We start from the raw sequence: 21,656 nt of genomic DNA, 5'->3' as shown, positions 1-21,656 counted from the left end.
CAGCTCGTTGATGAGCCGGATGGACGGCAGTGTCCGATAACGGCAGACTGGTTCCTAACGATATTGGTATTTATTCGGAGCGTTAAAAGTTGGGCCGAAAGGAGTGGAAATCATACACTTGTTGTTAAAAGCAAACAAGCTGATCCCCAAGACGGGACCAGCTTGTCTATTTTACATTTATTTCGAAACCTTAATCTTAAAGAGCTTCTGCGCGCCATTGAATGTAATCTTCACATTGGCGACGCCCGGAGACAACGCTTGCACCTTTCCTTCGGCATCCACGCTTGCAACGGCAGGATTAGAAGAGCTATAGGCAGAACGAATCGAGACATCCTCCCAGCGGCCGTCGCTGTAGTCCGCATAGACCACAAGGTTTCGCGACTGCCCTACCGACAGCTTCCACTTCTTGCCGAGCGTGAACAGCTCCTTCACGTAACCGCTGGGAGCCGCTACGTTTACGGTCAGCGTTGCTGCTGCTCCCCCGAAGGTAGCGTGGATGAACGCCGAGCCTGTCGCAATACCCTTCACTTCGTTCCCCGCCGTAGTCAGGGCTGCAACGGAAGAGTCGGATGAGATCAGTTCAGCTTCGGCAGTCACATCCCTCTCCGTTCCGTCGCTGTATTTCGCAAACAACTGGAACGTCTTCGTCACGCCGACTTCGGTACGAAGCTCGCTCGGGGTGAAGAACAATCGCTGCACGGTCGGAGCAGCATTCTCTACCTTGACCGCTACCTTCACTTCTTTCCCTCGGTAGGACGCGGTAATCTGAGAGGTGCCGGCTGCAACACCTTTAACGAGTCCGCCTTGAACGACCGTTGAAACCGTTGGATCCGATGAGACATACTCGCTGTCTTTCGTAACCTCCATCGCCTGACCGCCGGTGATATTAGCGATTATAGCAAGCTGTCTTTCCTCGCCGACCAGCAGGCTCAGTTCGCCAGGATCGGCTGTCAGCGACTCGATCGAAGGTTCTCCCTCGGACAGCTTGTATACGCCGGTATCCGTCGAGAACCACCAGGCATCGTTCAGCCATCTCGCCTCGCCCGACGGCACTTCCGCTTCGACTCGCGTTCTTCCCTCCGCACCCGCGCGGTTAAGGAAGTAACGGGTCGAACCTTCCTCCGTTAGACTGTAGACCACGTCCCCGGCAGGGGACAGCGCTTGCAGTTTATACCCGGCGTTGCCTGAACCGATCTGCTTTTCTTCTCCTTCCGGAGAGCGAAGCCAGAGCGTGACTTGCCGATCTTCGTCCAACCGCGGAAATGCAGCCCAACCCCCAGCGATAGCCAGATTCTCCTGGCGAAGAATATCCGCATATTTACCGAAGAGGTCTGAATAAGGGCCGAATAACGTGATGGGCTCCGAATCGGTGAGGAGTTGAAGAACAGGTTCGGGATTAAAGTTAAGATATAGAATGGATTGGCCATCCGACGCAATTTTATTGTCATCCGACTCCCTTTCGTTTGTAGTTGTGGGTTTTTTCGTCAAGGCCGTACTCGTGCCCGCTTGGTAACGGAACAATTGATCCACGAAGGAATATAGAACGGTTCCGTCATCCAAAATCTTTGCCTCTCCAAGCGGCCAATAATGATTAATCGGGTTAACGATCGTCTCCACCGTATTGCCATGGCGCAGACGGAGTCCGTTCGTCCCCGGCCCATCCATAGAGCCGTCCGTTCCGGAGCTGTCATAATAGGCCACATATGGACCGTTTACCGTCCAATAATAAGCTTGCAGCCTCTGAAGCGTACCGTTGCGATACTCGATCGATTCCCCCTTCACTCCTGGCAGGTGAAAAATAGCCCCTTCCGTAGTAAGCGTTGCCTGATCCGGCTTCGTTGCAATATCCGTTGCGATCTCTATTGATGCGCTCCCGTCCAATTGTTCGATCCGTACCTTCTGACTTTGCGGCTCGTAGACGAGTGCCTTCTCCGCGTCGAAGTCAAGCAACTGCCCATCGGTCCGATAAACCTCGATCAGGTTAGCTGGGGGTGCGCCCTCATCCGCGTAAGCCATCGCCGGAAGCATGAAGCAAGCTGTGAGACAAAAGATCAGCCATACCTTCTTGTTAAACCCCAACTTCATATCGTTTCCCCTCCTGTGCGACAGATCGCCGCAGTGGTTGATGACGCCCCTAATGTATCACAGGAGATTTAGAGAGAGATATGAGTATTTCCACCTGATTAAATGGAGAATAAGATGTACTTTTTTTCAGCGAATTTTCCTCCTAGTTCCAATTAACCAAAAACATGTAAGAGGTCGCAGGAACCAACAGTTATGTTCATATCCGGGTTGGGACTTATGCACTCTTTCCCCAAACATCAGCCGAAGATGTCCGTTTCAATGAAAAGAAGGAGCCCATGACCGGCTCCTTCTTCGGCGGTTGAATGTTGCGTCTCAGGCATTCATTCCGCTGCTTCAATGAGGCTGCTTGCGGAACAGATGCTTGAGCGCCAGAAATACGTCGGTTTTGTCCTTGATCACGTAATACATGAACTTCGGATCGTCGATATGCTTGTAGGCGGACATCAGCGTGCTCGAACGGTTGTACTGGTTCACTTCGCCGTAGCCGAACATGTTGGACCGCCGCATCAGCTCGTTGATGAGCCGGATGCATCGCTCGTTGTCCGAGGTCAGATTGTCCCCGTCGGAGAAATGAATCGGGTAGATATTGTAGTCCGAAGCGGGATACCGCGAGTCGATGATCTCCAGCGCCTTGAGGTAGGCCGAAGAGCAGATGGTGCCGCCGCTCTCGCCCCGGGTGAAGAATTCCTCCTCGGTCACTTCTCTGGCCTCGGTGTGGTGGGCGATGAAGACGATCTCGACCTTCTCGTATTTGGTCCGCAGGAAGCGGGCCGCCCAGAAAAAGAAACTTCTCGCCGCGAACTTCTCGTAATTGCCCATGCTTCCGGAAGTGTCCATGAGGGCGAGGATGACCGCGTTCGAGTGCGGGCGCTCGACTTCGTTCCACGTGCGGTAGCGGATATCGTCCGGCGAGATCGCCCCGACCGCGGGATGACCGTCCCGGGCGTTCCGCCGCAGGTTCTCCAGGATCGTTCGCTTCTTGTCGATATTGGAGACGATCCCTTTTTTGCGGACGTCGTTGAAGAGGATCTCCGTCTCGCTCATCTGCTTCTTGTCTTTTTGCTCCAGACGGGGAAGCTCCAATTCCTCGAAGAGCAACTGTTCGACCTCCGCGATCGGGACCTCCGTCTCGTAGTAGTCGATGCCGGGCTGATCGCCCGCGCCCTCGCCCTTGCCGGGTCCCCGGGCTTCCTGAGGATCGGTGCCGAGGACGTCTCCCACCCGGGAGTCGCCGTCGCCTTGCCCCACATGCTTGGATTTGTTGTGATTGTAGACGAAGTGATATTCGTCCAGGCTCCGAATCGGGATCTTGACGATCTGTTGGCCGTTGGCCGCGAGGATGCTCTCGTCGGTGACGAGATCGGGCAGATTTTGCCGGAGGGCCTCCCGCACCTTCTGCTGGTGCCGGGTCTGGTCTTGATACCCTTTGCGATGCAGCGACCAATCTTCCTTGGACACAATAAAAAGCGGCTCCGTCACGGCCGCATCACCTCCAACCGCGAATCGTTGCTTATGCCGCACCCGGGGAACCGGACGTATCCATCATCGCGAGGATGACGGCGTTGTTCTGCGGCTTGACGATCTCTTCCCACGTCTTGAACCGAAGGTCGTCCGGCGAGATGCCGTGAATCTCCGCGTGGCCTTCCCGCGAATTGCGCCGCAAATTCTCGAGGATGGTCCGTTTCTTGTCGATGTTGGACATGATGCCCTTGCGGCGGACATCGGTGAACCGGATCTCCGTCGACTCGATGATCTCCTTGTCCTTGCGCTTCAGATAGGGCAGCTCCAGCTCTTCGAACAGCAAGCTCTCCAGCTCGGCGATCGAGATCTCCGCTTCCACGACGTCTTCGCCGGGTTCGCTGCCCGCGCCTTCGCCTTTGCCGCCTTTGTCGGCCGGATCGGTGCCGAGGACGTCGCCGACCTGGCTGTCCCCGTCGCCTTGACCGACGTGCTTCTTCTTGTTGTGGTTGTACACGAAGTGATATTCGTCGAGGCTGCGGATCGGAATCTTAATGATCTGTCTCCCGTCGGACAGCACGATATTCTCCTCGGAGAGCAGATCCGGCAAGTTCTGCTTGATGGCTTCGCGGACCTTCTGCTGATGGCGGGACTGATCCTGATAGCCCTTGCGATGCAGCGACCAGTCCTCGCGGGATAGAATGAATGACGGTTCGGTCATGGACAGACACCACCTTCGTCACCTTTGGGTTCACGGATCAGAAAGTATAAGTTTCACCTATCCTTTGCTGATCTGTCTCCGATAAAAACGTATCGCCGTCTAGGAGGACGGCAAAGCCGTTTTTACTTGGTGCGTGTTATTCAATATATTCTGGATTGGCCAAACGATGTGTGCGAAATGTCCGGCAGCTTGTTTTAGTTTTCAGATTATTCGGCAGCCGACGGGCTCTCCCGGTTCCGCTGGGAGTGAGCGCCAGGGCAGCGCCGATGCTCTAGCGCCCGTCGCCCGGACGAATCTCCGATCCCGATAACAAACGCCCGTCCCGGGCCAATGGATCGTCCCGGGACGGGCTTTTTGCGTTTCCGCAGGGATCCGGTTCATGCCGAATCATTTCCTTGCGACCTCGCCCGTTTCCGAGACGACGAAGCAGGCCGATCTTGCGGCGCTCGCGCGGAGGGCGCGATTCTGCAGCAGCGGAATGGCCAGCATGCAGGCGATCGTGATTGCGACGATCGTCGCGAACAGCGCGCCTCGGAGCTCGGAGAGCGACATCGTCAGGGCGAGCAGGACGCAGCGCGTCGCGACGAGGATGCACTCCCGCCAGACGAGGAAGGAGGTCTGCCGGTTGCCGCCGTAGCGTTGGATGAACCGGAATTGCTGCGCGTTCCATACGGTCTGAAAGTAGAACATGCCGAACGTCGTCAGGAAGTTGGAGACGATCAGCGCCGCCGGCACGTGGAGCAGCGCGGCCAGGAAGCCGACCGCGAGCAGCGTCGTGCCGATCCACAGCCAACGGTTCTCGTTCATCCGAATCTTGCGGTACAGCAGCAAGCCGAGCAAGGAAGACAGCGTGTAGAGCACGTTCAGCAGCGCGATGAGCATCTTGTTCTGCGTCACGGAGAACGTGAACAGCAGCGTGAACAGGTTCTGGAACTGAAGGAATACGCCCGCCGCGAGCAGGGAGCCGAAGATCCAGCCGGCGCCCGGCTGTCCGAAGGCGTCGCGGAAGCCGAACTTGCCGAAGCCGGCCGGCTCGGCGTCGTTCGCCGGCTTCGGCAGGGCGATGCGGGGCATGCGCAAGGCGAAGATCAGCATCAGGACGAGAAAGAGGAGCATGAGCCCGAACGAGCCGCCGTAGCCATACAGATCGATCGCCTTGGCGGAGACGAACGGTACCGCCATGGACAGCATCTGCATCAGGACGCCCACCGCCGCGAAGTACGGCGCGAACTCGCTGCTCTTGCCTTGGCTCGCGACGCCGAGGTTCTGCGCGGCGGAAGAGAGACCGAACATCGCGCCGACGGGGATGCCCAGGAGGATGATCCAGAGGGTCCGGTTGTCGAGATGTACGGTCATCAGGTAAGCAAAGGCGGCGCCGCCGCACAATGCGGAGACGCCGAGCGGCAAGCGGATGGAGAAGCGGGTCAGCAGCTTGGCCGCCGCCGCGAAGGCGAACCCCCACGCGATGAACATCGTCATGTTGTAGAGGGACACCTCGGCGATTCGGCCGTGGGCTTGCCAGATGTACAGATTGACGAAGATGCCGATATAGATGGTCACGACCGAGGTGACCGCGTTCATGAGGAGCAGCTTGCGCATTTCAGGGGACACGAAGCAACACCTGTTTCATTCGTTATTTGACGGCGCCGGCCGTAATGCCGCTCGCGATCTTGCGTTGGAAGACGATATAGACGACGAGGACCGGCACGATCGTGAAGAGGAGGGCGGCGAACAGCGGACCCCACTCCGTCCGGTACTGCATCTCCTGCTGCATGACGCCGATCTCCACCGGCAGCGTATAGTGCTTCGGGTCGTTGATGAGGATCGTACCGACGACGTATTCGTTCCAGATGTTCAGGACGTTGATGATCGCCACCGTGATGAGCCCCGGCTGGGACAGCGGCAGCATGATGCGGAAGAAGGTGCCGTAGTACGAAGCGCCGTCCATGACGGCCGACTCCTCGAGCTCCTTCGGCAGCGACCGGAAGAAGCCGACCAGGACGAAGATGCCGAACGCCAATACGCTGGATGCATAGACCAATATTAGGCCGATGGACGTATTGATCAAGTGCAAAGAATTGAGCAGGAAGAACAGCGGAATCAGCGCGAGTACGAACGGAACCATCATCGACGCGATATAGAACAAATACAGCGCGTTGCTTCCCCGGAACGGATAGCGGCCGATGACGTAGGACGTCGAGGCCGAGAGCAGCAGTCCGAGCAGCGTGGAGCCGGTCGTGATGACGAGCGAGTTGATGAAGTACGAATCGAAGTTATATTTATTCCAGACATAGGAGAAGTTGGACCAGAGCAGCGGCAGCTTCGGCAGCGCCCACGGCGCGTTGCGCAGAAATTGCTCGTTGTTCTTCAGGGCGTCGAGCAGCGTCCAGAGCAGCGGATAGAGGACGAAGAAGCTCCAGATCAGCAGGACCGCATAGAAACAAGTTTTGGCGACGGGATTGCGTATTCCGATATTCATCTGTAGGTCCTCCCCCTAGCTCATCTCAATCGTCTCTTGACGAAGGACGCGCTGCAAAATGACGGTCGTGACGAGCGAGGTCGCGAGGATCAGCACGCCGATCGCGGCGCCGAACCCGAAGTGATACTGCCGGAACGCCATCTGATAGAGATAAGAGCCCATGACTTGCGTAGAATTGTCCGGACCGCCTTCCGTCATGATCCAGACGATGACGAACGAGCCGTTCAGCGTCGTCATCATGATGTTCAGGATCGACACCTTCATCTGCTCCCAGACGAGCGGCATCGTGATGCTGCGGAACTGCTGCCACTGGTTCGACCCTTCGAGGTCGGAAGCTTCGTAGAGCGATTCCGGCACGTTCTGGATGGCGGCGATAAGGAGGATCATATAGAAGCCGATACCGGCCCAGATCGAGGGGGGCAGCAGCATCCAGATCGTATGGGAGGTGAAGCCGAGCCAGGTGATCGTGACGGGTTCTTTGGTGAACAGCGACAGGAACGCGTTCAGGAAGCCGATCTGCGGATTGTATATGAAATTCCAGAGGACGCCGATGACGACCACAGAGATCACGTTCGGGATGAAGAAGATCGAGCGGAAGAAGCCCGCCAGCTTGAAGTTGAAACGCGTGAGCGCGACGGCGAAGAAGGTGGCGAGGAGCATGATGCCGACGACCTTCCCCGCGACGAGGAAATAGTCGTTGCCGAGCGCTTGCCAGACAATCGGATCGCGGAACATATCCTTGAAGTTCTGAAGTCCGATGAAGTCCATATGGTCGGACATGCCGGACCAGTCGAACATCGAATAGTACAAGGCTTTGATTACCGGATAGATGGTGAAGATGCAGAAGAACAGAAGGGTAGGAATGGTGAAGCTGGCAATGAAGACGTTGCGCTGCCATTTAGCCGTTCCGGATGTCTTCACGTTTGACCCCGTCCTTTCAAGTCATTCGCGAAAGGAGGCCAAGGCGTATGCCAAGGTCTCCTTTCGCTTTTTTCTGTAGTCGTGTAGCCGTGTTACTTCTTCACTTTGGCGGCTGCGTCCGTGACGCGCTTCACCCATTCGTCCGGCGTGATCTTGCCGATGGTGAGGGCGTCCGTCGCGTCCCACATGACCTTCTCGACGTCGGCGTTAAACGTGATCGTCGGGATGACGACGGTGTTCGGATCCGTCAGGAACTTGGCGGCATCCTTGACGAAGTTAGGCGCGCTGGAGCTGGAGATGTCGCCCTTGATATTCGAAGGCGCGCCGCTCAGCTCGGCCCATTGCGATGCTTGGGCTTCGGAGAAGATGAAGGACAGGAACGCTTTGGCCGCTTCTTTGTTCTTCGCCTTCGAAGCGATGGCGACGGTTGCGGTGGACGTGTTGGCGACCACTTTGCCGCCGGCTTTTTGCGTAACCGATGGAATGAAGCCGAAGTCGAAGCCGGACGGGATATCCTTGCTCATCTCGTTCGGCAGCCACAGACCGTTCGGGATGAAGGCGTCTTTGTGCTGCAGGAACGACATTTGCGAGTCGGTATGGTTGATTTGGATCGAAGCTTTGTCGATGAAGCCTTTGTCGCGCAGCTCGACGATCTGCTGCAAGCCGGCCATGACGGCAGGGCTCTTGAAGGCGTCTACCTTGGAATCCGCCATGTCCTTCAGAATGCTGTAGTCGTCGTTGTTCGCGGATACGATCGCCGGATACAGGATCGCGCCTTGGATGTAGTACGGATATTTGCCGGTGTGGATGAACGGCGTGATGCCTGCCGCTTTGATCTTGTCGCCGGTGTCGAGGAACGATTGGAAGTCGGTCGGCTCGGTCCAGCCCTTGTCCTTGAACAACGCTTTGTCCCAGAATACGCCCCAGGAGTTGAGGACGAGCGGGATGTTGTAGATCTTGCCGTCGTATTGCTGGGGAGGCTGCGCCAGGATGTCGCTGATGAGCGTGCCGTCGACGTTTTTGGCGGTCTTGAACCATTCGGTCAGGTCTTCGAGCTGGCCGTCTTCGACCATTTGGCGGTCATTGAGGCCGGCGCCGTCGATGTACACGAAGTCGGGCGGATTGCCGCCGATCCAGCGGGGTTTGTTCTGATCGTTGATTTTCGGGCCGCCGTCTTCGATGACGTTCAGATCCGGGTTCGCCGCTTTGAAGTCGGCGATGACTTTTTTCCACCACTTGTCGCCGTAGCCGCCGACGAAGTACTGGATCTCAAAGTCGCCCGTCAGCTTCGGTCCCGCGTCGCCGGCACTCGGGCTGGCGCTGGCGGATTCGCTAGGGCTAGCGGAAGGCGAAGCGGATGGCGTTGCGGACGCGGATGCGGACGGCGAGCTCTCGCTGCCGCCGGAATCTTTAGAGGAACCGCAACCTGCCAGCGGCAGGACGGCCATCATTGCGGCAAGACCGGCTGCTGCCATTTTTTTGTTAACAACCATGAAGCAAAACCCTCCCCGATTATGTTGGATCGCGCTATGGAGCGCCTGTAACCATCATAGAGGGGAGGGGCATTTGTCTCTATCGAATATCTTCCACAGAATCTTTAGTATTTTCTTTTCGTGGTTAGGTAGCCGATTGGAGTAGGTTTGTCGCTGGCGGGCATGAGGGGCTAGTTGCTTCAGTTTGTCGCTGCTACGAGAGGCATGACGCTTCGGCGGCGGCGCGGCGTACCCGGCTCAATCGTCGGATAAGGCAGTAACTATACTTTTTATCGTTTCAGCTGCGGAATGCGGTGGTTGAGGAGCTGTAACGATACATTTTATCGTTACAGCTACCGGCTGCGGTGGTTGAGGGGCTGTAACGATACATATTATCGTTACAGCTGCGGAGTGCGGTGGTTGGGGTGGCGCAACGATACTTTTTATCGTTACAGCCGCGGGAAGCGGTGGTTGGGGTGGCGTAACGATACTTTTTATCGTTACAGGGGCCGAACGGGCTCCATGCGCCGCTGTAACGATACTTTTTATCGTTACAGGGACCGAGCGTGCTCCATGCGCCGCTGTAACGATACTTTTTATCGTTACAGGGACCGAGCGTGCTCCATGCGCCGCTGTAACGATACTTTTGAAGGTAGAATGAAAAGTGGACACCTCATAAGAGTGGGCAGATAATAAAGATAACAAGAGGATGAGGTGTCCGGCATGAGTGAGAAAAGACAGCATTACAGTGAAGAGTTCAAAGAACAGACGGTTATGTACATCCAGGAACAGACAAAGACTTTGCCTCAAATTGGGGAAGAATTAAACGTTCCTGTCGGTACACTGCAGCAGTGGATGAGAAAGTATCGCAAGTTCGAGAACGAGCCTTTGGCGGACCGCGAAACACTTCGTCAAAAAGATAAACAATTACAGGAACAAGAACGCACGATTGAAGATCTCAAAGAGGAGATTGCAATCCTAAAAAAAGCCATGCACATCTTCAGCAAAGAAAGGAACTAAGGTTCCAGTTCATCGAAGGTCATCGCTCCAAATTTCGAATGGAGAAGATGTGCGCAGTTCTTGACGTATCACGGAGCGGCTACTACAAGTGGTGTAAGGAACAAACGAACGAGAACGCCTACCAAACGCGCCGAAGGGCATTGGTGGCGCGGATTACCTGGCTATTTCTCGACTCCAAGCGGCGGTATGGGAGCCCCAAGATTACAAAGCTGCTTAGGCAAGAAGGTTGGACGGTTTCCGAGCGATTGGTCGGCAAGCTTATGCAGGAGAGCGCATTGCGGTCATGCGTGTCGAAGAAATTCAAGGTCACGACGACCGATTCCAATCATACGAATCCCATCGCACCAAACGTGCTAAACCAGCAATTTAAAACGAAAGCGCCAAACAAGGTATGGGTGACGGATATCACCTATATCCCATGTCGTGAAGGGCGGTTGTACCTGGCAAGCGTCTTAGATCTGTACACACGCAAAATCGTGGGCTGGAAGCTGGCAGACCGGATGACGACAGACTTGGTGCTAGCTGCGCTTGATCAGGCTTACGAGGCTAAGAAGCCCGCCAAAGGGCTGTTACACCACTCGGATCGGGGTTCGCAGTACACCTCGGAAGAATATCGAAGCAGACTGAAGAAGTACAAAATGAGAGCTAGCATGAGCCGAAGAGGCAACTGTTATGATAACGCGTGCATTGAATCTTTCCATAGCGTACTGAAGAAAGAGTTTATTTACTGTACGCGTTTTAAGACCAAAGTACAGGCGCAACAAGAGATGTTCGAGTACATTGAGTTCTTTTACAATCGCAAGAGAATTCACGGCTCGTTAGGATACGTATCGCCTGATCGCTTCGAGGCCATGTATTACAAAAGAATCGGCTAAACTCTCTTATGGTGTGTCTACTTTCTTGACAGAGGTCCATTTTTATCGTTACAGGGACCGAACGGGCTCCATGCGCCGCTGTAACGATACTTTTTATCGTTACAGGGACCGAACGGGCTCCATGCGCCGCTGTAACGATACTTTTTATCGTTACAGGGGCCGAGCGGGCTCCTAGAGCCGCTGTAACGATACTTTTTATCGTTACAGGAGCAGGACGTGCTCGTCGCGCCGCTGCACCATGTTAAACTCCCGCGCGGTCGCGCGCAACCGCGGCAGACGGCCCGCTTCCAGTACAAAAAACATGGATGACCGTTTCCGGTCACAATCAATGATGAAAATGCTTAAGGCAGGTGCTTTATCAAAGGCTCTGTTAATGAATATTGTTGATTTTCTCCAAAGAATGAGCCACCTCGATGGGGTGGCTTGAATTTCCGTTTTTTAAACTAATCTCATTTCATTTTAGACCTTCTAAATGTATAACCCCATCCTAAAAATAGGACAGGGTTAACATAAAGTTGTTTAATTTTAGATCAAAACACTTCAACGAACTTAAAACTTGCCAATAAAGGCGTTTATCACTAAGGTACTTCGTCATGAAGTTACTTCTGCGCAATCTGAATAAGGTTGCCGCATGTATCGTCGAAGACAGCTATTGTGAGTTCGCCCATTTTTGTCGGCTCCATAGTAAACTTCACGCCTTTTTCCAATAATCGTTGATACTCTTGATTAAGATCTGCAACGCCAAACATTGTTGCCGGGATGCCATCGGCAAATATCTTCTTTTGATACTCTTTGGCGGCAGGATGGTCATTCGGTTCGAGTAAAAGCTCGGTACCGTCTTGCTCATCGGGAGAAACAAGCGTTATCCATCTAAATTCTCCGATGGGAACGTCATGCTTTTTTACAAAGCTCAGCGTTTCTGTATAGAACTCCAATGCCATATCTTGATCTTGAACGAAGATACTGGTAACAATGATTTTCATAATGTTTTTGCCTCCTTTGATATTGGCGACGTTGGTGCTCTGCTAACAATCTGGCTCTGATCAGAAAAACCCATACATTCGTCAGAAGTTTTAATTAAATTTACTCTACCCATCCTTTCAGTAAATTTTTAAGTGGTTCGTTGTTAAATATAACCACTCGATATTTTCCCCTTTTTTCCGATTTTACGAGCCCTGCATCTTCCAATGCAGAAAGATGTTTAGCTATCGCCTGTCGCGTAATGGAAAGGTCGTGCTTCGTAATGAGACGCACCGTAAGTTCATACAACGTCTGCTCGTTGCGTTCCGATAGTTCGTCTAATATAAGCCGCCGAGTCGAGTCGCCAAGTGCTTTGAAAATAACGTCTTTGTCCCATTTCATATATCGATTATAAGCAACTCTGCGGTTGCTTGTCAAGCATAAGCAACTGTATGATTGCATGATTAAGAAACCGTATCATGCTATCTTAACAAGTTAAAGTCACATCGTTGCAGTTGAACCCCATGTTTATACCGCAAACTTACGTGAATGGATACTCTGGTATGTTTCGTCCACTTCAAACGAGAACGATGCAACGCCTTTGAAAAGGAAAATCCAGTTCTTTAATCGGGAATGCGGCGCATTGACGTTTTAGATAGGGTAGATTCCCTTAATGACAGGCGTCCCTCCATGAGATTTAAAATGGCTAAATATCAACAATAACGTTTAACAGAAGCCTTTTCATAAAAAAATTCCGCCCTTCGTTAGGGGGCGGGATGCTTCGAGGCGAGCTCGTTCGTGCGGGTCACCGCGAATTGCTGCAGCTGATCGAGCGCGGCCTGCGGCGACAGGTGGTCGTAGAGCACGGCGTCGCCCATCTTGCGCGCCTTGTCCATCACGGCCTGCCAAGCGGGCTGTTGGATCGGATAAAACTTCGCTTTGCCGAGCGAGTCGAGGTAGCTCTTCAAGAGCGGATCGGCCTGGGACAGCTTGTCGCCCACGTGCGACGTGACCGGGATGAACCCTTCGCGGATGACGTTCTCCTCGTAGTTGGCATCGTCGTAGAGGAAGTCCAGAAACTTCGCGATCGCGACGGGATCCGTATGGTCCGTCTTGAAGGAGACGAGCACGTCCTGCACGCTGAACGAGACGGGCGCGTGGCCTTCCTTGACCGGGATCGGACCGACGCCCCATTTGAGACCGGGGAACTCGCGCGGCACGACCGATGAGAAGTAGTTGCCGGAGATCATCATGCTGAGACTGCCGTCGCCCATGATCCGCTGCTTCTCGTCCCGCGTCGTCACGGTCGGTTCGGGGTCTGTCAACCCGTCGTCGAACAGGTTTTTGAGGAACGTCAAGCCTTCCACGTTCTGCGGCGAGTTGATCGTCCATCGGCCGTCCTTGAACCATCCGCCGCCGGCTCCGAAAAAGAAGTACGAGAGGTAGGCCTGCACCTCGTCGTCCGTCAGGTCCACGCCGAAGCCGTGGGACTTGCCGGATTCCACGATCTTGCGCGCGTCCTCCCGCAGCGCGGCCCAGGTGGTCGGCGGCGCCCCGATTCCCGCCTCTTCGAACAGCTCTTTGTTGTAATAGAGATTTCGCGTCGACGCTACATAAGGAACCGCATATTGATGTCCTTCCAACTGGTCCATCTCCAGAAGATTCGGATAGAACTTGCGCTTCAGCTCCGGAGAAATGATATCGTTCAGGTCGTTTAAGATGCCGGCTTTGGCGAAATGCGCGTATACGTTCGTATTCAGCAGGTCGGGCGGCTGATTCCGGCTGATCATCGCCGTGTAGATGCCGTCCAGCACGTTCCAGTTGGCCACCTGCAGCTCAACGGCGATGTCCGGGTTTTTCAGCTCGAATTCGTGGACGAGCTTCTCCAAGATCGGCCGCGTCTCCGTGCTGTACTCGGAGGCGACGAAGCGGATGAGCGACTGTTTGCGGTCGATGGTCGCCGCCGGCTGCCGATCCGCCTTGGCGCATGCGCCGAGCGCGGCCGCCAACAGCATGATCGATGCCGCAACCGTCGCTCCGCGTACAGCCCCGATCCGCGCTTGAGCCGCCGCCCCGCGAACGGTCCACGCGTTCGACGTCGCCGCTCTCGCGGCCGCTCCGCGAACGGTCCTCGCGATCGGCGTCGCCGCCCTGGCAGACGCCCCGCGAACGGTCCGCGCGTTCGACGTCGCCGCTCTCGTGGCCGCTTCGCGAACAGACTGCCGAATCGAAGGCGTTGCCGAATCGCGGATATTCTGCTGCCCGCCTGCCCGTCCGGCACCCGGAACCTTTGTCTTCATCGCCACTCGGCCTCCTTTTTATTTCTCGTTGAACGGGAAGAGCAGCTTCTGATTTTCCGGCGAATACATGTTGTCCCGGGTCACGATGAGCGAATCGATGTAGGTCGTCTTGGCCGTCTTCTTGCCGTCGATCAGCTGCAGCGCGGCTTTGACCCCCAGATAGCCCATGTTGAACGGCTTCTGCACGACGATCGCCTTCAAGCTGCCGTCCTCCAGCAACTTGATCTGATAGATCGAGCTGTCGAAGCCGATCAGGGTGACCCGGTCGGTGACTTCCTTCTCCTTCAGCGCCTTGGCGGCGCCGAGCGCGGCCGCTTCGTTCAGCGCGACGACGGCGTTCAGCCCGGGCTTCCTCGCAAGTGCCTGCTTGACGATCTCGTAGGCTTTGTCTTCGGAGTCTTCGCCGTAGTACGTGCCTACATAACTCGCGGGATACGGGGAGATCGCCTCCAGAATGCCTTTCTCTCGCTCCGCCGACACGCCGGAATCCTTGAAGTCGCTCACGATCGCCAGATAAGGCTTGTCCCGCGTCGCCCGCACGACGGCCATTCCCGCCTGCCGCCCCGCTTCCAGGTGGTTGTTCGCCACCGATACGGGGGCCGGCTTCAGCTTCGAAGGCGTGTCGATCACGACGAGCTTGATGCCGGCCGCTTGCGCACGCTGCAGCTCCCGGACGATTCGCTCGTCGTCGATCGGGGCCACGACGATCGCTTGGGGCTTCCGGTCGATCGCTTCATCCAGCAGCTCGGCCTGCGAGTCGGCATCGGTCTCCTGCAGCGGGCCGTGAATCTCCAGCACGGCGCCGGCTTCCTTCGCAGCCGCTTCCGCGCCCGCGCTGACCGTCTGCCAGAAGTCCGACCGCACGTTCTTGGACTTCAGCAGGAGCGTGACGGTCTTCTCTTGCCCGGCGGAGGCCTGATAGAGCTTGAAGTAGAAGACGGCGTATACGGCCGCGGCGAGCAGCAGAAGGGCGAGCACGAGGGTGAATCGTTGGATGCGCATGGCCGTTCCGGCACTCCTCTACGTTTGGACTTTGGGGATGGTGATGGTGACGCAGGTGCCCTCCGCGATCTCGCTTAGGATGCGCACGCCGTAGCCGGGGCCGAAGAACAGCCGGATCCGCTCGTCGACGTTGCTGATGCCGATGCCGCCCCGCCGGAGATCGTGCGCGTCCGGCGTCTCCCAGATGCGGGCCAGCCGCTCTTCCGTCATGCCCACGCCGTCGTCCTCCACCTCGAAGACGATGGCGTCCTCCGTCTCCTTGCCCCGGATCGTAACGGTGCCGACGTCGGGCTTGTTGCGGATGCCGTGATAGATGGCATTTTCCACGAACGGCTGCAGCAGGATCTTCAGCGTACGATAGGGGAGAATCGCGTCCGCGAATTCGAGCTTGTAGTTCAGCTTGTCGGTGTATCGCATCTTCTGGATGAGCAGGTAGTTCGTGATGTGCTCGATCTCCACGCGGATAGGCACGATCTCCTGATCCTTCGTGATGCCGGCGCGGAACAGCTTGGCGAGGGCGGACGTCATCAGTACGACCTCCTCGTGCTGCTTCTGCTCGGCCATCCAGACGATCGAGTCTAACGTGTTGTACAGAAAATGCGGATTGATCTGGGCTTGGAGGAGCTGGAGCTCGCCCTTGCGCTTGTTCTCCTGCGTATCGATGATCTCTTGCATGAGATTCTTGATCTGGCCGACCATCATGTTGAACGTCCGCCCGAGCTGGCCGATCTCGTTCATCTGGCCGACCTCGGTCTTGACGTCGAAGTTGCCCTTCTCCACCAGCCGCATCGTCTTCTGCAGGTGGCGGATCGGCCGCGACAGGCGATGGGAGAGGAAGACCGACAGCAGCAGAGAGACGGCGACCCCGCACACGGTGATCAGGATCGAGTTGCGCAGCGTGCTCTTGTACCCGATCAAGTCGCCGGCATAGGCGACGCCGACGATTTTCCACCCGAAGTTCGTGTCCTGAACCGAGTAGAACCGCCTGCCTTCGTCGTCGTCGACGGTGAACGAATCCCCGCTCCCCGCGGCCGTCACCTCCGCGATATGCTCCGTCCGCAAGTTGCTGTAGATCAGCTGCTGCTGGGGATGGTAGACGATGTTGCCGCTGTCGTCGACGATGAAGACGTACCCTTTCTTGCCGAGATTGATCTGCCGGGCCAGGTCGTTGATGACGCTCAGGTTCAAGTCGACGAGGAAGATGCCGTCAGCGGTGATGCCGTCCGTGTTCTTCAGCTCGCGGCTGAGCGAGACGACCCAGCGGTATTCGTTCTGGATGATGTTCTGCACGTGCGGGGCGGAGATGACGGACTTGCCGCCCTCGTTCTTCGCGTTCCGGTACCAGGGCTGCTCCTCGATCTTGGCGTTCGGATTGAGGCTCGTGATCCGCCGGTCCGACACGAAGCGCCCGTTGTAGCCGAAGACCATGATCGAGGCGATGTCCTTGCGCGTATAGAGGATCGACTGGAACAGATCCGAGATCCGTTTCTCGTAGGGTCGCCGTTCCTCTTCGCTGATGAAGCTGTTGTTCGAGATGTAGTATTTGACGTCCTTGTTCGTCATGGCGAGCAGCGAGATGTTCTCCATATTGTCGATGTAGGACTGAATGTTGGTATTGACCTGCTTAATGACTTCTTCGATGTAGTTCTGCGAGTTCTTCTCTACCGCGTCGACCGAGAGCCGGTAGCTGATGAGGCTCGTGACCGCGATCGTAACGAGGATGAGGCACGAGAAGGCGACGGAGATGCTCGATTGGATGCTCTTCAGCGGGAAAATCGGACGGAAAGGCCTGCGTGCCGGGAACATGTCAGCGATCCGTCTCCTTCGCCTGCCGGTCCCGGAAGTCGCGCGGCGTGACGCCGGTGTGCTTCTTGAACAGGATGCTGAAATAGTTCGGATCGCCGTAGCCGACCTTCTCGGCGATCTCGTAGAACTTGAGCGGGGTGCCGAGCAGCAGCTCCTTCGCCTTCTCGATCCGGATGCGCGTCAGGTGCTCGATGAACGTCTCGCCCGTATGCTGCTTGAAGACGAGGCTGAAGTAGCTCGTGCTCATCAGGACGTGGCGGCACAGCTCCTGCAGCGAGAGCTTCTCGTTCATATAGTTGGCTTCGATGAAGTCCTTGGCCCGCGCGATCTGCTGGAGGGTGAAGTGGTTGCGGTTCTCCAACGCGGCCTCCATCATCGTCCCGACGACGTGCTTCAGCCACGTCTCGATCTCGTCTATCGTTTTGAACCGGTAGATGTCCGTCAGCCACAGCTGAATTCCGTTGCCGTAGTCGGCGCCGTTCGCGATGCCCATCTCCTGCATCGCGTTCATCAGCGTGAGCACCACCTTCTGCACGTGCAGGAAGCAGGGGCCGACCGGCATCCAAGACGCCTTGAGGTCGGCGACGAGCCGCTCGATCAGCGTATAAGCTTCCGAGGCGGTGCCGGTCTTCACGGCGGCGGCCAGCAGCCGCTCGATGTCCGGCTGCGGCTGCGGCGCTATAGACGCCGCTTCCATGTCGGCGATGCTCAGGACGCGGTTCTTGCCGAGCAGGAACCGGTAGTCGAGCGCGGAGAGGGCGCTCCGGTAAGAGACGGGCAGCTGTTCGGCCGCCGCGCACGGGCGTCCTACGCCGATCGTTAACGTGAACTTGAGGAATTTCTCCACGTGATGGCGCACTTCCTCCGCGATGCCGAACGCCTGCTCGTAGAGATCGCTCTCCTCCGGCCAGCCGAAGAGCAGGGCGACCATCCGTTCCTCGCGCGTGCGGAACAGCAGGACGTCGTTCCGCTGCTGGACGGTCTCCTCGAAGATATTGAACGCGGCGAACCGCAGAAACTCCGCATCGTGCGCGTCGCCGAAGTGCGCCTCCCGGACGCCGAAGTCGTCGATGTCCGCGACCATGATCAGGTAATGCGGCACGAGCCGCGGCAGTCCGAAGTACGCGAAGCGCTCGTCGATCTCGGGCTTGCCCAGCTCAAGCGCGACGAGCCGTTCGAGGAACCGCTCCTTCAGCAGCGGCAGGCTCTGATGCAGCTGGTGCTGCAGGCGGGAGAGGTCTTCGCGGCGCCGCGTGTCCGCGTCCATCTCCAGGCGGACCTTGTCCAGCAGCTCCCGGATCTCGCGGGCTGTAATCGGTTTCAATATGAAGTCCGACACTTTCAGCCGAATCGCCTGCTGGGCGTATTCGAACTGGTCGTAGCCGGTCAGGATGATCAATTTGATATAGGGGTACTGCGTCGAGACGAGACCCGCCAGCTCAAGCCCGTCCATATAAGGCATGCTGATATCCGAGATGACGAGGTCGGGCTTCAGCCGCTCGATCGCTTCCCAGGCTTCGCGTCCGTTCGCGCAGTCTCCGATCAACGAGAAGCCATGCTCTTCCCAACGGATGGTGTTCTTCAGACCGTCGCGGACGACCGCTTCGTCGTCGACGATGATGACCTTGTACATCGGCGTCCCCTCGTTTCTATCTCCGCGCGCAGTAGTTCGCAAGTAATGGTCTCTTCATCATAATCCAACTGTTCTCGCACAGAGGGGCAATATCCTCCAGCCAGGGGGAAAAATCTTCTAATCCCCGATGGCGGACGTTCCTTCTGCGCGATCCGCGGCCGTTTTGGCCGATATGCTATAATAGGGAAACTAGGCCATGCCGGGCTATAGAGAGGAACATGTCCGTTGAAAACGTTGGTAATCGCCGAAAAGCCCGACATGGGGCGGAATATCGCGGCCGTGCTGGAGCCGAAGGCGACGAACAAGCGGTCCTACCTGGAGGGCGAGCGGTATATCGTCACGTGGGCGATCGGTCATCTGATCGGACTGGCGGAGCCGGACCTCTACGACGAGAAATACAAGAAATGGCGCTTCGACGACTTGCCGATCATCCCCGAGCGGTTCAAGCTGCTGCCGAACCCGCGGACGAAGGACCAGCTGCAGGTGATCCGCGAGCTGGCCGGCCGGTGCGACCGGCTCGTCAACGCGTGCGACGCCGGGCGGGAAGGTCAGCATATCTTCTCGCTCATCCAGCGGCACCTGGGTCTCGCGCAGCCGGTGAAGCGGCTGTGGATCTCGGACCTGACCGCGGAGACGATCCGCCGAGGGTTCGAGGAGCTGAAGGACGGCGCCGAGTACGACAATCTGACCCGCGCCGCGCAGGCGCGCAGCGAAGCGGACTGGCTGATCGGGATGAACGGCTCGCGCGCCTTCACGACGAAGCACAACGAGCTGCTGTCCGTCGGGCGGGTGCAGACGCCCGTCCTGGCGCTGATCTACGATCGGCAGATTCAGATCGAGTCGTTCGATTCGCTCAAATATTACGAGGTATCGGCGGTGTTCGCGCAAGGCGAGACGACATACCGCGGCTTGTGGCAGGGCGAGCGGATCATGGATCCCGCCCAGGCCGAGCGGCTGGCAGAGAAAGTCCGGGGCAAGACGGGGCGGATCGCCAGCTACGAGGTGAAGGAGACGAAGGAGTACCCGTGGCGGCTGTACGACTTGACGCTGCTGCAGCGGGAAGCGAACGGGAAGCTCGGCTTCTCTGCCAAGAAGACGCTCGACGTGGCGCAGGCGCTGTACGAGAAGCACAAGGCGATCACCTACCCGCGGACGAACTCCAACTACGTGAACAACGAGAACATTCCCGAGATGCACCGCGCGCTCGACGCCCTTCGCGGCACGGAGTTCGAGGCCATCGCCGCGGGCGGCAACAAACGGCTCGTCCATACGGGCAACCGCGGCGTGTGCAATCCGGCCAAGGTCGAGGATCATCACGCGATCATGCCGACGGCGAAAAAAGCGCAGGGGCTCTCCCCGGACGAGCGCAAGCTGTACGAGATGATCGTGCGGCGTTTCGTCTCGCACTTCTACCCGCCGGCGGAATACCGGGTGCATACGGTGCTCACCGAGGTCGAGCGCGAGACGTTCAAGACGACCGTCAAGCAGCTGCTGTCCCCGGGCTGGAAAGTCGTATACGGCGATCAGCAGCCGGGATCGGGCGCGCCACCGAAGAAGGGCAAGGGCGGCGCGTCGGAGGACGGCGCGGAGCAGGAGCGCGAGGAGGAAGAGGAGACGAACGCGCCCTTCGAGCTGGACGCCGCCAAGGAGGCGGCCTGCGTCGAGGCGGAAGCCAAGGCGAAGGAGACGCAGCCCCCGAAGGCGTTCACCGAGGGCACGCTGCTGAAGGCGATGGAGAGCGCGGGCAAGCAGATCGAGGACGAGGAGCTGCGCGACGCGATGAAGGACTCGGGGCTCGGCACGCCGGCGACGCGGGCGGCGACGATCGAGCGGCTGAAGCAGGTCGGCTACGTCGAGATGCAGGGCAAGAAGATCGTCATCACGCCGAAGGGCCGCTCGGCGATCCAGCTCATCCGCGGCGCGGGCGTCGAGCTGCTGGCTTCGCCGGAGATGACGGGACAGTGGGAGCGCCGCCTGAACGAGATCGCCCGCGGCCAAGCCTCCGCGGAGACGTTTATGGCGAACGTACAGAAGTTCACCCGGCTCATCGTCGACAAGGTGCGTGTTCAGCGCCCGGCGGCGAAGGCGGCTTTCGCGCGGCCGGAGAAGCCGGCCAAGGGCGGCGGCCGCGCCGGGAGCCGAGGTTCTTCCGACGCGGACGAAGGCGCGGGCGGCGGCTCGGTCAAGGGCAAGGCGACCCGCAAGCCGCGCGCTGCTGCCACCGGGCGTGTCGGATCGGGCGGCGGAGGCGCTGCTGCGGCCTCCGCGATGGCGACCTCTTCGCGCCCGGACGCGGCCGTTGGCCAGCGATCGCGCGCCTCGCTCGCGAGCGCCCCGGACCGGAAGCCCGCTCCGCCAACGCAGGCTGCGGCCGCGGGGCCGTCGGTCGTGGCGCGCTGTCCGCGGCCGGGCTGCGGCGGCCAGATCTTCATGGGCCGCAAAGGGTACGGCTGCAGCCATTACAAGACGGGCTGCAAGTTCGTGATCTGGAAGGATAGCTTCGGCAAGTCGCTGACCGACGCGATGGTGAGCAGCCTGATCGAGAAGGGGCAGACGGGCAAGCTGAAGTTCAAGGACGAACACGGCGCCTCCTTCGACGGACGTCTGACGCTTGCGGATCCGGCCACAGGGGCATTGAAGCTGGAGCGGCTGTCGTAGTCGGGAACGCCAGAGAGCCCAGCATTTGCGGTCGGCGCGCCGAATGGCGCGATGTGCGTATGTAGACTACGCACATTGGCGGTTGACGAGCAGAATGTGGGGATGTGCGTATGTAGACTACGCACATTCACAATAGCCCCAGGCCACGGTACAAAAGAATCAAATAGGGTGTCCTGGTCATCAGGGTGATGACGCGGGACACCCTATTTTAATCAGGGAAACTTTAAATATTTAACAAACATGAGAAGATTGCCGAAGCTTCGTCA

General features: G+C 57.5%; 15 protein-coding genes and 1 pseudogene. 3 read left to right on the top strand and 13 right to left on the bottom strand.

The genetic code is table 11. From position 1 onward, the window contains the following. Positions 1-177: 177 nt before the first annotated feature. The 7 genes and pseudogenes from H7C19_RS16995 to H7C19_RS16965 all read right to left on the bottom strand — a co-directional run bounded on the left by H7C19_RS16995 (position 178) and on the right by H7C19_RS16965 (position 9,157). Positions 178-2,085, bottom strand: a complete 1,908-nt coding sequence (locus tag H7C19_RS16995; RefSeq protein ID WP_185143853.1) for an Ig-like domain-containing protein — start codon at positions 2,083-2,085, stop codon at positions 178-180. A gap of 333 nt (positions 2,086-2,418) precedes the next feature. Continuing rightward, positions 2,419-3,564, bottom strand: a complete 1,146-nt coding sequence (yhbH, locus tag H7C19_RS16990) for a sporulation protein YhbH (RefSeq protein ID WP_185143852.1) — start codon at positions 3,562-3,564, stop codon at positions 2,419-2,421. 37 nt (positions 3,565-3,601) lie between these two features. Then, positions 3,602-4,264: pseudogene (locus H7C19_RS16985) on the bottom strand (DUF444 family protein); the annotation flags it as partial. Positions 4,265-4,651: 387 nt separating this feature from the next. Then, on the bottom strand, positions 4,652-5,863 hold the full coding sequence (locus H7C19_RS16980; RefSeq protein ID WP_221469300.1) for an MFS transporter: 1,212 nt from the start codon (positions 5,861-5,863) through the stop codon (positions 4,652-4,654). Positions 5,864-5,897: 34 nt separating this feature from the next. Further along, positions 5,898-6,743, bottom strand: coding sequence for a carbohydrate ABC transporter permease (locus H7C19_RS16975; RefSeq protein WP_185143850.1), 846 nt, complete (start codon positions 6,741-6,743; stop codon positions 5,898-5,900). Between the two features lie 15 nt (positions 6,744-6,758). Beyond that, positions 6,759-7,664: a carbohydrate ABC transporter permease gene (locus tag H7C19_RS16970; protein WP_185143849.1), complete on the bottom strand. Its 906-nt coding sequence runs from the start codon at positions 7,662-7,664 to the stop codon at positions 6,759-6,761. A gap of 92 nt (positions 7,665-7,756) precedes the next feature. Then, positions 7,757-9,157, bottom strand: coding sequence for an ABC transporter substrate-binding protein (locus H7C19_RS16965; protein ID WP_185143848.1), 1,401 nt, complete (start codon positions 9,155-9,157; stop codon positions 7,757-7,759). A 702-nt stretch (positions 9,158-9,859) separates the two neighbouring features. Between H7C19_RS16965 and H7C19_RS34340 the strand changes: the two genes are divergently transcribed. Continuing rightward, a complete protein-coding gene (locus H7C19_RS34340) occupies positions 9,860-10,156 on the top strand; it encodes a transposase (protein ID WP_221469299.1) in 297 nt (98 codons plus the stop codon). An 11-nt stretch (positions 10,157-10,167) separates the two neighbouring features. Beyond that, positions 10,168-11,031: an IS3 family transposase gene (locus H7C19_RS16960; protein ID WP_313731746.1), complete on the top strand. Its 864-nt coding sequence runs from the start codon at positions 10,168-10,170 to the stop codon at positions 11,029-11,031. A gap of 599 nt (positions 11,032-11,630) precedes the next feature. Here the strand turns inward: H7C19_RS16960 and glxB are convergent. The 6 genes from glxB to H7C19_RS16930 all read right to left on the bottom strand — a co-directional run bounded on the left by glxB (position 11,631) and on the right by H7C19_RS16930 (position 18,732). Next, positions 11,631-12,014 (bottom strand): methylglyoxalase, encoded by a 384-nt coding sequence (gene glxB, locus H7C19_RS16955; RefSeq protein ID WP_185143847.1) that lies wholly within the window; start codon positions 12,012-12,014, stop codon positions 11,631-11,633. 100 nt (positions 12,015-12,114) lie between these two features. Continuing rightward, positions 12,115-12,393 carry an ArsR/SmtB family transcription factor gene (locus H7C19_RS16950; protein WP_185143897.1) on the bottom strand — a complete coding sequence of 93 codons (279 nt, stop codon included), beginning with the start codon at positions 12,391-12,393 and terminating at the stop codon, positions 12,115-12,117. Between the two features lie 362 nt (positions 12,394-12,755). Continuing rightward, complete coding sequence (locus tag H7C19_RS16945; protein WP_185143846.1) at positions 12,756-14,291, bottom strand: extracellular solute-binding protein; 1,536 nt, start codon at positions 14,289-14,291, stop codon at positions 12,756-12,758. Between the two features lie 18 nt (positions 14,292-14,309). After that, a complete protein-coding gene (locus tag H7C19_RS16940; protein ID WP_185143845.1) occupies positions 14,310-15,293 on the bottom strand; it encodes a substrate-binding domain-containing protein in 984 nt (327 codons plus the stop codon). A gap of 18 nt (positions 15,294-15,311) precedes the next feature. Continuing rightward, positions 15,312-17,099 carry a cache domain-containing sensor histidine kinase gene (locus tag H7C19_RS16935; protein ID WP_185143844.1) on the bottom strand — a complete coding sequence of 596 codons (1,788 nt, stop codon included), beginning with the start codon at positions 17,097-17,099 and terminating at the stop codon, positions 15,312-15,314. Position 17,100: 1 nt separating this feature from the next. Further along, positions 17,101-18,732 carry a response regulator gene (locus H7C19_RS16930; protein ID WP_185143843.1) on the bottom strand — a complete coding sequence of 544 codons (1,632 nt, stop codon included), beginning with the start codon at positions 18,730-18,732 and terminating at the stop codon, positions 17,101-17,103. A 225-nt stretch (positions 18,733-18,957) separates the two neighbouring features. On the opposite strand from H7C19_RS16930, the gene H7C19_RS16925 reads away from it, so the two are divergent. After that, positions 18,958-21,390 carry a type IA DNA topoisomerase gene (locus tag H7C19_RS16925; RefSeq protein WP_185143842.1) on the top strand — a complete coding sequence of 811 codons (2,433 nt, stop codon included), beginning with the start codon at positions 18,958-18,960 and terminating at the stop codon, positions 21,388-21,390. Positions 21,391-21,656: the final 266 nt, after the last annotated feature.

It is taken from the genome of Cohnella nanjingensis (genome assembly GCF_014212125.1).
Taxonomy (GTDB): domain Bacteria; phylum Bacillota; class Bacilli; order Paenibacillales; family Paenibacillaceae; genus Cohnella; species Cohnella nanjingensis.
This window is presented reverse-complemented; position numbering and strand designations above follow the sequence as displayed.